The 13,340-nt window shown below is 41.2% G+C and carries 9 protein-coding genes; 1 reads left to right on the top strand and 8 read right to left on the bottom strand.

Going from position 1 to position 13,340, the window contains the following annotated elements; translation table 11 throughout:
- Nucleotides 1-86: 86 nt before the first annotated feature.
- The 5 genes from argH to argC form a co-directional block, all read right to left on the bottom strand.
- Nucleotides 87-2,027 carry an argininosuccinate lyase gene (gene argH, locus ACRRSQ_RS17175; protein WP_440877002.1) on the bottom strand — a complete coding sequence of 647 codons (1,941 nt, stop codon included), beginning with the start codon at nt 2,025-2,027 and terminating at the stop codon, nt 87-89.
- Between the two features lie 2 nt (nt 2,028-2,029).
- Entirely contained in the window at nt 2,030-3,256 is a 1,227-nt protein-coding gene (locus tag ACRRSQ_RS17170) for an argininosuccinate synthase (RefSeq protein WP_440877001.1), read from the bottom strand.
- A 327-nt stretch (nt 3,257-3,583) separates the two neighbouring features.
- Complete coding sequence (locus ACRRSQ_RS17165) at nt 3,584-4,522, bottom strand: ornithine carbamoyltransferase (protein WP_440877000.1); 939 nt, start codon at nt 4,520-4,522, stop codon at nt 3,584-3,586.
- A gap of 35 nt (nt 4,523-4,557) precedes the next feature.
- Complete coding sequence (gene argB, locus ACRRSQ_RS17160; protein ID WP_440876999.1) at nt 4,558-5,328, bottom strand: acetylglutamate kinase; 771 nt, start codon at nt 5,326-5,328, stop codon at nt 4,558-4,560.
- 13 nt (nt 5,329-5,341) lie between these two features.
- Entirely contained in the window at nt 5,342-6,367 is a 1,026-nt protein-coding gene (gene argC / locus ACRRSQ_RS17155; protein WP_440876998.1) for an N-acetyl-gamma-glutamyl-phosphate reductase, read from the bottom strand.
- Nucleotides 6,368-6,650: 283 nt separating this feature from the next.
- Between argC and argE the strand changes: the two genes are divergently transcribed.
- Nucleotides 6,651-7,814, top strand: coding sequence for an acetylornithine deacetylase (argE, locus tag ACRRSQ_RS17150; RefSeq protein WP_440876997.1), 1,164 nt, complete (start codon nt 6,651-6,653; stop codon nt 7,812-7,814).
- Nucleotides 7,815-7,830: 16 nt separating this feature from the next.
- On the opposite strand, the gene ACRRSQ_RS17145 is transcribed toward argE, so the two are convergent.
- From ACRRSQ_RS17145 to metB, 3 genes are all read right to left on the bottom strand, one after another.
- Nucleotides 7,831-9,294, bottom strand: a complete 1,464-nt coding sequence (locus ACRRSQ_RS17145; protein ID WP_440877008.1) for a hypothetical protein — start codon at nt 9,292-9,294, stop codon at nt 7,831-7,833.
- A 207-nt stretch (nt 9,295-9,501) separates the two neighbouring features.
- The gene (gene metL, locus ACRRSQ_RS17140; protein WP_440876996.1) at nt 9,502-11,961 is read right to left on the bottom strand and encodes a bifunctional aspartate kinase/homoserine dehydrogenase II; all 2,460 of its coding nucleotides are present in this window, start codon (nt 11,959-11,961) and stop codon (nt 9,502-9,504) included.
- 45 nt (nt 11,962-12,006) lie between these two features.
- Nucleotides 12,007-13,167, bottom strand: coding sequence for a cystathionine gamma-synthase (metB, locus tag ACRRSQ_RS17135; protein WP_440876995.1), 1,161 nt, complete (start codon nt 13,165-13,167; stop codon nt 12,007-12,009).
- Nucleotides 13,168-13,340: the final 173 nt, after the last annotated feature.

The following is a 13,340-nucleotide window of genomic DNA, read 5'->3' as shown; positions in this document are numbered from 1 at the left end:
TCTAGCTTCTAGCTTCTAGCTTCTAGCTTCTAGCTTCTAGCTTCTAGCTTCTAGCTTCTAGCTTCTAGCTTCTAGCTGATTAAAACTTATTTACTGCTACGATCAACTATGTATTCCATCGCAATTTCATCTTCTGGGTTTTTATGCGGGCTTTGCTCACTGTCTTCAATAATATTATCAGCTAAGCTGCTTTTCTCAATTGAAGCAAAACCAAGTTTACTAAAGTAATCAGGTACGTATGTTAATACAATAATTTGTTGAAGTTCAATTTCATGCGCGAACTCTAACAAGTATTGTACCATGGCTTGGCCTTGACCTTGGCCATGGAAAGCTTCATCAACGACAATTGAGCGAATTTCCGCTAAGCCGGTTTGGTAGATATAAAGCGAAGCACTACCCACGACTTGACCGTCAATTTCAGCAACCACAAAGTTTTGAATATCATGAATGATATTGTCACGGCTGCGCGGCAGAATTTCACCTTTATCAGCCCAGTAGGCAACAAGTTGGTGAATTTTATCAACATCTGACATACGAGCACGACGAACAGATAACGCCGCCGCGCGTTGTGCATTCAAACGTTGTTTCACTTGCTTTAACGCATGCTGAATTTGCACTTTACCCGGTGCGCCAATCACTTGTGCGCTTAAGGTATCGTTTTCACCTGACTGCATATTATCAATCGCTTTTTGCACTTGAACACGCGAAGTACCACCAATCGCTTCACGTTTGTCTAAACATGACTCAATTGATAAATACTGATAAACATCGTTTTCAATTTTATCGCTAAATTCTTGTAATTGCGCAAGGGTGAAATCTTCTAGGGCATGACCGGCGTCAATTGCTGCCAATACCGCTTCACCAACAATGTGATGCGCTTCACGAAATGGAATATCTTTCGCTACTAAGTAATCGGCTAATTCAGTCGCATTTGAATAACCTTGCTGTGCAGCAGCTAAAGTACGAGAACGATTTACTTTTAAACCGTCGGCCACTAATACCGCCATTTCCATCACTTCTAACCAAGTATCAAGCGCGTCAAATAAACCTTCTTTGTCTTCTTGCATGTCTTTGTTATAAGCTAATGGTAAAGCTTTCATCGTTACCATCATGCCAGTAAGTGAGCCCATAACACGGCCCGCTTTACCGCGAATTAATTCACACGCATCTGGGTTTTTCTTTTGCGGCATTAATGACGAGCCTGAGCTGACTAAATCGCTCATTTCAACAAAACCGGCTTCACCTGAGTTGTAAAAAATTAAATCTTCAGCAAAACGCGACATGTGCATCATTGAAATGCTCGCCGTTGATAAAAACTCAATCACGTGATCACGATCAGATACCGCATCTAAGCTGTTTAACGTTGCACAGCGAAAACCTAAGTTTTGCGCTAATAAGTCACGATCAATCGGATACGCCGTACCAGCTAAAGCACCTGAGCCTAATGGCGAAGTATCTGCGCGGTAAAGTGCGTCTTTTAAACGGCCAATATCACGGTTAAACATTTCAACATAAGCTAAACACCAGTGACCAAAAGTCACCGGTTGTGCGCGTTGTAAATGGGTATAACCTGGCAGCACCGTGTCTTTTTCACGCTCTGCCAAATCCATCATCGCTTGTTGTAAGTTCACTAACGCCAGTAATAATTCACCGCCAGTTTCTTTACACCATAATTTTAAATCGGTTGCTACTTGGTCATTACGGCTACGGCCGGTGTGCAGCTTTTTACCTAAATCGCCAGTGGCTTCAATAAGTTTGCCTTCAACCCAGCTGTGAATATCTTCCGCGTCTGATAATAAAATTTGCTTTGGATTTTCTTCAACTGATGCTTTTAGCTCATTTAATGCTGCCACTAAACGGGTATGCTCATCTGCCGTTAATACGCCTACACTATGAATAGCACCAGCCCAAGCAATTGAACCGACAATGTCTTGCACGGCCATGCGGTAATCTACCGGCAGTGAGTCATTGAATTTCTTAAACTGTACGCTTGCTTCGCCTTTAAAACGGCCGCCCCATAATGCCATGATTACTTCTCCTTCTGAGAAAGAGCAGTGATACGGCTAGAAAGACTGAATAAACGGATAAAACCTTCAGCATGTTTTTGGTCGTAAACATCGTCTGCGCCAAATGTCGCGAACTCTTCAGAGTATAACGAGTTAGGAGAGCGACGTTGGGTAACCTGCGCAGTACCTTTGTAAAGCTTAACAACAACATCACCGGTTAATTGCTCAGCAAAAGAGGCGGCACCTGCAAGTTGTGCTTTTGCTAGTGGTGTGAACCAACGACCGTCATAAATAACGTGTGAGAATTCAAGACCAATTGACTCACGGTATTTTAACGACTCTTTATCTAAAATAAGTGTTTCTAAGCCTTTATAAGCCGCCATTAAAATAGTGCCGCCTGGGGTTTCGTAACAACCACGAGACTTCATACCCACTAAACGGTTTTCAACGATATCAATACGACCAACACCATGTGCCGCACCTTGTGCGTTCAAGTACATCAGTGCTTCGTATGCTGAAAGCTCTTTACCGTCAACTGATACTAGCTCACCGTCTTTAAAGCTTAATTGCACACGTTGTGCTTCGTCTGGTGCGTCCATTGGATCGACAGTCATCGTCCACACTTCTTTAGACGGCTCACACCAAGGGTCTTCTAACTCGCCACCTTCGTGTGAAATGTGCCATGCGTTAGCGTCACGGCTGTAGATTTTAGTTAATGATGCAGAACATGGAATATCACGCTCAGCAAGATAGTTTAATAGGTCTTCACGAGAAACCATGTCCCACTCACGCCATGGCGCAATAACAGTAAGCTCCGGTGCTAAGGCAGCAAAACAAGCTTCAAAACGTACTTGGTCGTTACCTTTACCAGTACAACCGTGACATACCGCGTCAGCACCTACTTTAAGCGCAACTTCAACATGTGCTTTAGCAATAACAGGGCGCGCCATTGACGTACCTAGTAGGTATTGACCTTCGTAAACGGCACCGGTTTTTAAAATTGGGTAAATGTAGTCTTTTACGTATTCTTCTTTTAAGTCAACCACGTGACATTCAGATGCACCTGAGGCAATGGCTTTTTCTTTAATGCCTTCAAGCTCTTCTTCGCCTTGACCAACATCGGCACAAAAGGCAACAACTTCACAACCTTCATAGTTTTCTTTTAACCATGGAATGATCGCTGATGTGTCTAATCCGCCTGAGTACGCTAGTACTACTTTTTTGATTTTCTTTTTCGCTGCTAAAGCCATTTTCAATTCCTTAATCTTCTTTGTAGTCAACATTTATGCTTAGTGAGATAGATGCTGAGAACGCTGATTTATCTGTGTTTTAAGTTAATTTTTTTGCTAAATGATTTTGACTGCCAAAACCACTTAACCATATATTTTTCTATAACGACAACTTCTACTCTTTCGTTTGAATGCTGATCGTTATGTATTTTTTGATAAGCCACTCTATTACTGTAGTGGCTTAGGGTTAAGTTAGTTCATTCTCATTCAAGGCGAACACGCGGAACGTAGACTTCTACTTGAGCATGTTCAACGACGAAGGTGAATGAACTAATGACAGCCTAACCACTACTCAGCGAGTAAGGTTACTAATACTGCGTTTTGCGCCCACATTCTATTTTCCGCTTCTTGAAAAACCACTGACATATCTTTATCGTCAAAAAGCTCGGTAGTAATTTCTTCACCTAAGTGCGCCGGCTGACAATGCATCACTTTAGTTGCGCCCGCTTTTGCCATTAAGTCATGGTTGACTTGATACGGGGCAAATTTTTCTAAAATGGCGGCTTTTTTACTTGGGTCTTCATCACCCATAGATACCCATGTATCAGTGTAAATAACGTCTTGCTCGCCAAGGGCATCAATATCTGTTGTAAAGTCCATTTTTGAACCCGACTGCTTAGCAAACGCCTGTGCTTTGGCTAGCATGTCACCTTCAGGGCCGCAGCCTTCTGGACAAACTAAAGTGAAATCTACACCAACAATGGCAGCCATTAACATTAATGAATTTGAAACATTATTACCATCACCGACATATGCAAATTTTACGCTGCTGATATCGTCAAATAATTCTGACAAGGTAACAAAGTCAGCTAGCGCTTGGCACGGGTGGTAAAGATCACACAAGGCATTAATTACCGGTACGCTAGCATGCTTGGCTAAACCTTCAATTGCTTGGTTTTCAAAAACACGAGCAACAATGGCATCAGCATAACAAGATAAGTTATGGGCGTAATCACTGATGCGTTCACGTTCACCTAATTTACCGTTTTGTTGACCTAAATACAGCGCATGACCACCTAATTTACTAATGCCCATATCAAAACTTACATGGGTACGTAGCGACGGTTTTTCAAAAATCATTGCAACTGACTTGCCTGCTAACGCTTGATTATATTCAGCAGGGTTGGCCTTAATTTTTTTGGCCAAAGCAATTAAGTCTAAAATTTGGCTTTTGTTTAGCTGGTCGTCAGCTAAAAAGTTTTCTAATTTGCTCGTGGGTAAAGACATAAATAAATCCTTTAAAAATTTTTATCAGTAAATAATCAATCAGCTAAAATGCGGGTGCCAACATTGCCACCTGCTAATAGCTCAACGATAAGCTCAGGTGACTGCCAACTGGCAACCGCGATGCTTCGTCGTAATTGATTGGCAGCCAGTAGTGCTGCATTTACTTTGGCAGTCATTCCGCCAGCAATAACCCCTTGTTCAATTAGTTGATTGGCTTGTTCACTACCAAGTTCAACTAACCATTCACCTGCTGCCCCTTTTACCCCGGGTACATCGGTTAATAATAATAATTCAGCATTTAATAACTGACAGATAGCAACCGCGGCGTCATCGGCATTAACGTTAACTAGCTCACCATTTTTTAGTGCGCCAATTGACGATACTATCGGCAAAAAGTTACCGTTTAATAACGTATCTAATAATTTACTGTTATGTGGGCTAGGTTCACCTACCGAGCCTAAATCTTTTTCACTTAACTGGCATGAAATCATATCGCCATCAGTTAAGCTTAAACCGACCGCTAACATGTCCATACTTGCAGCAGTGGCCACAATCGACTTATTAACATTACCAGCTAGCGCGCCGCTAATAATCGGCATTTGCGCTTTTGGAGTAACACGCAGTCCGTGTTTTTTCTCGGTAGTAAAACCTGCTTGGCTTAGCATTTCATCAACCACGCAACCACCGCCGTGTACTAAAACCACCGCTTGGTTTTCCAGTTGTTTTATCACTGCTAATAATGCCGATAGCGCACTTTCTTTTTCTAAAATTGCGCCGCCGATTTTGATCACTAATGGTTTAGTCATTTTCATTCCTAGGTTAGCTAACAACAGCAGCGGTTAAGCTATATTCACTTGGTAACCCTAGTGAGATATTGGCACATTGCACCGCTTGAGAGGCCGCGCCTTTTAATAAATTATCGATAGCACAGCTAACGACGACGACTTGTTTATCAGCGTCATATTTCCAACAAACATCAGCAAATGGCGTGAACGATACATTGTCAATTTTTGGCCAAGCAGAAACTGCACGTACCAATGGCGTATTGGCATAAGCTTGATTAAAAGCATTATCAACTTGTTCGCTGGTAACATCAGCTTTTAGCTGTAAGGTAACCGTGGCTAATAAACCACGCTTGTAAGGCGCTAAATGCGGATTAAAAATTACCTGAGCATTGGCTTCTTGGCTAATTTCTGGTTGATGTCTGTGCTGAAGAATATTGTATGGCGTAAGGCTTACTTCATAATAACTGGTCGCAAGTGATGCTTTTCTGCCTGCGCCACTGACGCCGCTGATGCCATTAACAACAATCAGTGAATTTTCAACATGTAAGTTATTAGAAGTAATTGGTTTAAGCGATAATAAACTCGCGGTTGGGTAACAACCAGGAACAGCGACTAAGTTTGTATTAGCAATCGCCTCGGCATTCCATTCGGCAAGGCCATAAACCGCTTGTTCTAAGGCATCTTGGTTTTTATGCTCAAAACCGTAATAGGTTGGGTAATCAGCAGGGTTAGATAAACGGAAGCCGCCAGACAGGTCGAATACTTTCACGCCAGCATCAACAAAGGCTTTTGCCCAGTCAGCGCTAAATTCGTGCGGGGTGGCAAAAAATACTGCGTCAATGCTATTTACGGCACTATCGAACCAAGCTTGAGAGAAACATTGAAGCGGTAATTCACAAACACCTTGCCAGCGCGGGTGAAGTTCGGCAAAGGTTTGTCCGGCTGATGAGCTATTTTCAGAAATAACTAAATGTTCGATAGAAATTTTGTCATGCTGACATAACAAAGCGATAAGCTCTGCACCAACGTAACCACTTGCACCAATAACTGCTACTTTCATAAGGCCTCTAAAAAATGTGCTTCTACAAATTAAAAAATTATACTCTAAACACCACACTTGTTTCAGTTAGTTGAAACAAGATTTTCACTCACTTTAGCTAGTAAATAAAAATAATCGTCGTCGTAGAGTTGAAGCCATTTTCATTTTTCCGTAGCGTTATGGAACTAGGTTATTTAAACTGAGAGTGCAAAGTAACACTAAGTGGGTAGTTATGCAACTATTCAGCATAATTATTTATTAAATTTTTATGACGTCCATCCACTAGCATGCAACGAGTTCAACCATGATTAATGCCCAAAAAGCACTACCAAATTTTAAGCAAGCCATTACTGAATTGATTGCACAACCTTCGATTAGTTCGACCCATGCAAGTTGGGATCAAGGTAATTATGAAATTATTCAACTACTTGCAACTTGGTTTGAGCAATTAGGTTTTAACATTGATATTCAAAAAGTCCCCAATACCCGCAATAAATTTAATCTTTTAGCCACAATAGGCAGTGGTGAAGGTGGATTATTATTAGCTGGTCACAGCGATACTGTGCCATATGATGAAAATCGTTGGCAGTCAGATCCTTTTACCTTAACGAATCAAGATGACAAATTTTTCGGTTTAGGTACCTGCGACATGAAAGGTTTTTTTGCCTTTATTTTGCAAGCATGCAAAACCATTACTGCCAAACAGTTAAAAAAACCACTGTACATATTAGCAACGGCAGACGAAGAAACTACAATGGCAGGCGCGCGATTTTTCGCCAAAAGCCAGACAATAAAACCTGACGCTGCCATTATCGGCGAACCAACTAACCTTGTGCCTGTGGTAATGCACAAAGGTCATATGTCGCATCGCATAACTATTCAAGGTAAGTCTGGTCACTCAAGTGATCCTAGCAAAGGGGTGAATGCGATTGAAATTATGTATCAAGCCATTGGCCAATTACTGCAACTTAAAGACGATTTAAACAGCAAATTTCATCATCAAGCGTTTAATGTGCCGACACCAACAATTAACTTGGGTGCCATTAAAGGTGGCGATAATGCCAATCGAATTTGTGGTAGCTGTCAGCTCGACATCGATTTACGCTCATTGCCGGGTATGACCGATGAAGAACAAATTCAGTGGCTAACAAAAGCTTTAGAACCAATTGCAGAAAAATACCCAGCAAGGGTTACCATCAAAGAATTGCACTTAAGTTCACCAAGCTTTGAACAAGCCAAGCCAAGTAGCTTAATTGATATTGCCGAAGAAATTAGTGGTCATAGTTGTTGTGCGGTAAATTACGCAACCGAAGCACCGTTTATTCAACAGCTTGGTTGTCAAACCATCGTATTAGGCCCAGGCTCTATTGACCAAGCGCATCAGCCAAATGAGTTTTTAGCACATAGTGAAATAGCTAAAACAGACCAATTATTATTAACCTTAATTGAACGTTATTGCCTAAAGTAGTCGCTGAATTGGCTATTTAGGTTAGTTTAACCCACAATTTTTGATTATTCTTCATCGAAAAGAAATCTTTGGTATGCCAACATCTTGGCAGTAAATCGAGGTCTTGCCGCTCTTTGTAGTTAGAGGCCAACAGTTCCAAAATTTCGTTCAAGCGCTCTTTGCTAATGCTCGACATTTTCTTTACGGTTTCCGGAAAATAAAGGTTTCTATCTTTACTGATAGTAATATCTTGCCCAAAACCTATAAAGCCTAGTTTTCTGGTGGCAATACGACATTTAGGATGCAACGGGTTATCGGGATAAAGACGATTAACAATAGCATACTCGTAACAATCACTTGGGCTGCCATCGGATTCGCTCGGAATATACGTCACGCCATAGCCCTGTGGGAACATACCAGTAATCCGATATAAAATATCAACCGCCTTCTGGCTGCAATTGCCCCGTTCAGCATTTTGATTAAGCACCTGATACACTTTTGGCAGTAACTTATATTGATAGTTTGCTTTAGTTGATAAAATTATCGAGGTGTATATTTGCGGCACTTTGAGTAAATTGCCAATACCTTCTTTTGGATGAACACTGCTTTTAAGTAAATGACGGACAAAGACTAATCGCTTTTGCTCTGCTTGTACAAAATTGTCTCTATCATCACGAGAATTGCCAAAATATGCCTGCTCGCCTAGACCCGTAATAAAATAGCGTACTGTTTCTCGGTAATTAATTTGCAGTAATTGCTTGCGCTCTTCAATCAATAAGGTGCGATGTGGATCTTGGTCGGCATTTTCACCCAGTAAAATTTCTTGCGCGTCGGGGTGAAAGTTACCAATATCTTGTATCAGTGCAGCCATTACTATCGGTATTTTTACCCACAGCACAAATTCTTGATAAGCCTCAGGTGCTTCTGTCGCAAAATTTTTAAACTTGTCTGCAGGAATATCTTGAAGGTAGTGTTTTACGTATTCATCGTTAACTTGCCCAGCAATGCACAATGCATCAAGCATTCTAAGCGATAGTACCGCCTTATATATGCTTTTACACTGTTCATTATTTTGAGAAATTTTAGCGCCTTCAGTTGGGCTAAATAGCTGGATCGTCCCTAAAAACTGAGCTGATTTACGATTATTTTCGTTGAAATCTTCCCCTTCAGTAAGGGAAATAATCTCTTCGCAGATATTAAATAAATGCTCGTATCTGGTTTTACGTGCACTTGTGTCTTGCTCTCCAAACCCCAGTAATTTGGTGTTAACTTGATTTAACTGCTGTTCAATCGCTTTTTTGCTATTACCTTTGGCTTTGCTTAATTGGCTTTGTAGCTTGTCGACTTTTTCAGTTAATAACTCTTTTTGATGTGCTGCAAAGGCGTGGCTGGTAAAAAAGTTGATTGCACGATCTAATACACTGTCATGTGCAGCACTTCGACCGAACGTTCGGCTGATAAGTGATTTTACTTGAGAAGTAAAAATTGAATCGCTGATCACTGGAGACAATATTAAAGGCTCGATAACAAACTCATAACTTGCATGCTATTGAATATCGAAAAAAGGTACAAGTAAAAATTTATTTTCTTTTAAAATCAAAGATATTGCTAACGAATCTTTAACATTGTCGTAACAATTCACGATTAGCAGTCGTGAATTGTTTATATTTCAGTCAGTTAAACAAAACTAGCAAAGCTGGTTTAGTCACTAGTTCAAACCTTTAATGGTGACTTGCTGCTGCTTGCTCGCTAATTGCTGACAAATAGCCACTAGATCAGAATGTATGCCACCTGCAGTAACGTCACGCCCTGCGCCAGGTCCACGGATAATCAGTGGGTTGTCTTGATACCAATTGCTGGTAATTTCAAAAATATTATCGCATGGCGTTAAATTAGCAAACGCATGATCTTTCGATAATTTTTCTAAACTGACTTGTGCTTTAAACGAACGATTAGCCGTTACCGTAAAACGTGCAACATAACGAATCACTTGCCCATTGGCATTCGCTTGACTAAGTTGCTCAGCAAAAAAATCATCCAGCTCATTCGCACGCCCTAAAAATTCTTCTTTACTGATATTTTGCAACGCCTCTGGTACTAAGTTTACGCAATCAATATCTTCCAGCGATAAGTTAAAACCAGCAGCACGAGCCAATATAAGTAACTTTCGTTGCACATCGCGACCCGATAAATCTTCGCGTGGGTCTGGCTCAGTGATCCCTTGTGAGAGCGCATTTAGCATTAAGCTTGAAAATGCCTCACTGCCGTCATAGCTTTCAAACAGCCAAGATAATGTGCCTGAAAAAATCCCTGATATTTGCTGAATTTCATCACCACTATTTAATAAATCATCGATGGCAAAATTTATCGGTAAGCCTGCACCTACGGTAGTATTGCCTAACCATAAGCTTTCATGCTTTGCAGCAAGCTGTTTTAACTGTTGGTAATGTTCCGTACTTGATGACGCCGCCCATTTGTTAGCGCCAATAACATGAATACCTTGTTGAAAAAATTGCGCGTACAGTAAACTAAATTGCTCACTTGGCGTAATATCGACGACAATTAATTCATCATAAGGATGATTGGCTAACGATGATAATAATGAAGCTTCATCATAAGTACTTGCCTCTTGCTCAAACAATTCAATAGCGTGATTAACATCGATACCATCGGTTTGTAATAACGCTTTTTTCGATGAAACCAAACCAACCAAATGCACACTTTCAAGTGCGTCAATTTTTGTCATTTGCTTAGGCAACATCTCTAAAAAGCGTTGACCAATATTACCCAAACCGGCAACCACTAAACCGATATGTCGCGCATCTTTGGTCATTTTGCGGTGAATAATGTTGAGCAGCTCGACCGTACAGGGTTGTGGCAACACCGCGATTAATGCGTGTTTACTGTCAGAAGGTAACAAGTGTTTATATTGCGCAGTTTTTAACGCTCGCTTAAAACGTGCTTTAATGCTGCCATGCTGGCTAACTTTATGACCAACAACGCCAACAATTGATACTGGCGTAAATGACACTTCAGTATTGTGGCTCGCAAGCCATTGGCTTACCGCTTTTTGCTGTGTTTGGCTAATAACCACAAAGCCTTGACCATAATCAGCGCACAAGTAGTTAAATTCTGCGTTTGACGCCTTACCTTGTTCGCCTTTAAAGCTTTCAGACTTCGCGAGCAACAAATCATTTTGATACGTTATCGATAATTCTTGCTTAGCAATTTGGCCAAATTTACCAATTTCTGTACCACTAATTTCTGGGGCAAAGCTACTGGCGACATGCAAGTGAATAACACGGTCATTTGTACTGTCGATTAACGGCTGCAAGGTTTTGGCATGCAATACCGGATTGCCTAAACGGCCAAGCTCTTTTGCAACACCATTGGGCAAACGGTTGAGTTTACGGGCATTAGGCACAACTCTTGGGTCGGCACTATAAATACCATCAACATCCGTCCACAAAGTGACACGCTCGGCATTAGCCAACGACGCCATAATGGTTGCTGAATAGTCACTGCCGTTTCGCCCTAATGTACAGCTATTTCCGGCGCTGTCTTTGGTAATATAACCTGTTACCACTACAAGCTTATTATGTTGCTGTAGTGCTCTAAATTGCGCTGCGCTAATATTTTGCTCTAATTGACAATCGTGACTATTGTTAATGACTAAAAAATCACGGGCATCAAGATGATAGCTAGGGCATACACGTTCGTTCAAGGTTGCAGACAACAAGCGCGCCGACCAAACTTCTCCGAAGGCTAAAATATCGCTATGATGCGCAGGCAAATTTGACGCACTCCACTGCACTATTTGCGCGATATCTTGTTTTAATAACTGAATAAGCTGCTGGCTATTATTGTCACTTAATAATGATTCAATAAGCTGACTTTGATTACGCTCAAGTGCAGATAGTGCCTGTGGAAAGTTTTCATCTTGCTCTAAGGCGAGTTGATATAAGGCAAATATTTCATCGGTGGTATCGCCACTGGCGGAAACAACCACCACGTCATTAAGCTGACAATTTTTCTGAATAATTGAAACGACACGTTCAATACATTGGGTGGTAGCTAAACTACTACCACCGAACTTATGCACACTAATGGCATGTTTAGCTAATTGATTGGGTTCAATACTTTGTTGAGTAGCAACATTAGTTTGCATGTTTTAATTACCTATGACTTATCGAAAACTTAGCGGTAGCTTTGACTAATTATGTTGGCTGGCGGCTAAGCCTTGACCAAGATCAGCAATAATATCGTCAATATCTTCTATACCAACCGATACGCGCACTAACGATTGCTTAATACCTGCAGCTATTTGCGCTTCTAATTCCATGCCTGCATGAGTCATTGTCGATGGATGACTGATCAAGCTTTCCACACCACCTAACGACTGCGCCAAGGTAAACAAATCCAGATTGGCAAATAGTGCTTTAACGGCAGCTTCACCACCTTTCACTTCAAAACTCATCATTGAACCAAAATTCGCTTGCTGTTTTTTAGCTAATGCGTGACTTGGGTGATCACTAAGCCCCGGGTAATATACTTTTTCAACGGCGGGATGATTCACTAAAAACTCAGCAACAGCATCGGCATTTTGTTGATGCTGTTTCATTCTAAGTGGCAGAGTTTTTAAGCCACGCACAGTTAGATAGCTGTCAAATGCGGCGCCTGTAATGCCAATGCAGTTTGCCCACCAAGCAAGCTCTTCGCCTAATGCTTGATCTTTAGTAACCAAAACACCACCAACAACATCACTGTGACCATTAATGTATTTAGTGGTCGAATGAAACACAATATCAGCACCTAAGGTGAGCGGGCGCTGTAATACAGGTGACATAAAAGTATTATCAACCGCCACTAAAGCGCCAACGTCGTGACTTAGTTTTGCGACTTTTTCAATATCAACTAATCGTAATAAAGGATTACTTGGTGTTTCGATTAACACCACTTTGGGTTTTTGCGCTAAAGCATCGGCTAGTGCTTGTTCATCGTTTTGGTCAACGACAATAACCTTAAATAAGCCGCGTTTAGCTAAATGGGTATATAAACGATAACTGCCGCCATAGCAGTCATGTGGAATAACAATAACATCGTCAACAGAAAGCAACTGGCATACTAAATGAGCCGCAGCCATGCCGGTACTGGTGACCACACCAACACTGCCCTGCTCTAGATCGGCAATCGCTTGTGCTAATGTTGCTCGGGTTGGGTTACCCGTTCTGGAATAGTCAAATTCGCGCTTTTCATTAAAGCCTTTTAACGAATATGTACTCGACAAGTGAATTGGAGCAACAACTGCACCGTGGTGCTTATCGTTATTAATGCCAGCGCGTACGGCGACTGTAGCAATTTTTTTAACCGTCATTTTATTCCTCAAATTCATTTAGATGTTTGGACGTCTATAACTCTAAACACTTTAGTAAAAGCGGTCAAGAACTTTAGACATCTAAACTTCTACACTTTCACTGTTGACTCAAGCCCTACAACCAGTACAATTTAGCCTAGCAAATTATTTTAATCTAAGGGTTTCTCCCTTTT

It is taken from the genome of Thalassotalea sp. PLHSN55, assembly GCF_052030545.1.
Classification (GTDB): domain Bacteria; phylum Pseudomonadota; class Gammaproteobacteria; order Enterobacterales; family Alteromonadaceae; genus CANMXU01.
This window is presented reverse-complemented; position numbering and strand designations above follow the sequence as displayed.

Coding starts and splice junctions, on each gene's coding strand:
- argH (WP_440877002.1), bottom strand. CDS start 2,027: ATGGCATTATGGGGCGGCCGTTTTAAAGGCGAAGCAAGCGTACAGTTT.
- ACRRSQ_RS17170 (WP_440877001.1), bottom strand. CDS start 3,256: ATGGCTTTAGCAGCGAAAAAGAAAATCAAAAAAGTAGTACTAGCGTAC.
- ACRRSQ_RS17165 (WP_440877000.1), bottom strand. CDS start 4,522: ATGTCTTTACCCACGAGCAAATTAGAAAACTTTTTAGCTGACGACCAG.
- argB (WP_440876999.1), bottom strand. CDS start 5,328: ATGACTAAACCATTAGTGATCAAAATCGGCGGCGCAATTTTAGAAAAA.
- argC (WP_440876998.1), bottom strand. CDS start 6,367: ATGAAAGTAGCAGTTATTGGTGCAAGTGGTTACGTTGGTGCAGAGCTT.
- argE (WP_440876997.1), top strand. CDS start 6,651: ATGATTAATGCCCAAAAAGCACTACCAAATTTTAAGCAAGCCATTACT.
- metL (WP_440876996.1), bottom strand. CDS start 11,961: ATGCAAACTAATGTTGCTACTCAACAAAGTATTGAACCCAATCAATTA.
- metB (WP_440876995.1), bottom strand. CDS start 13,167: ATGACGGTTAAAAAAATTGCTACAGTCGCCGTACGCGCTGGCATTAAT.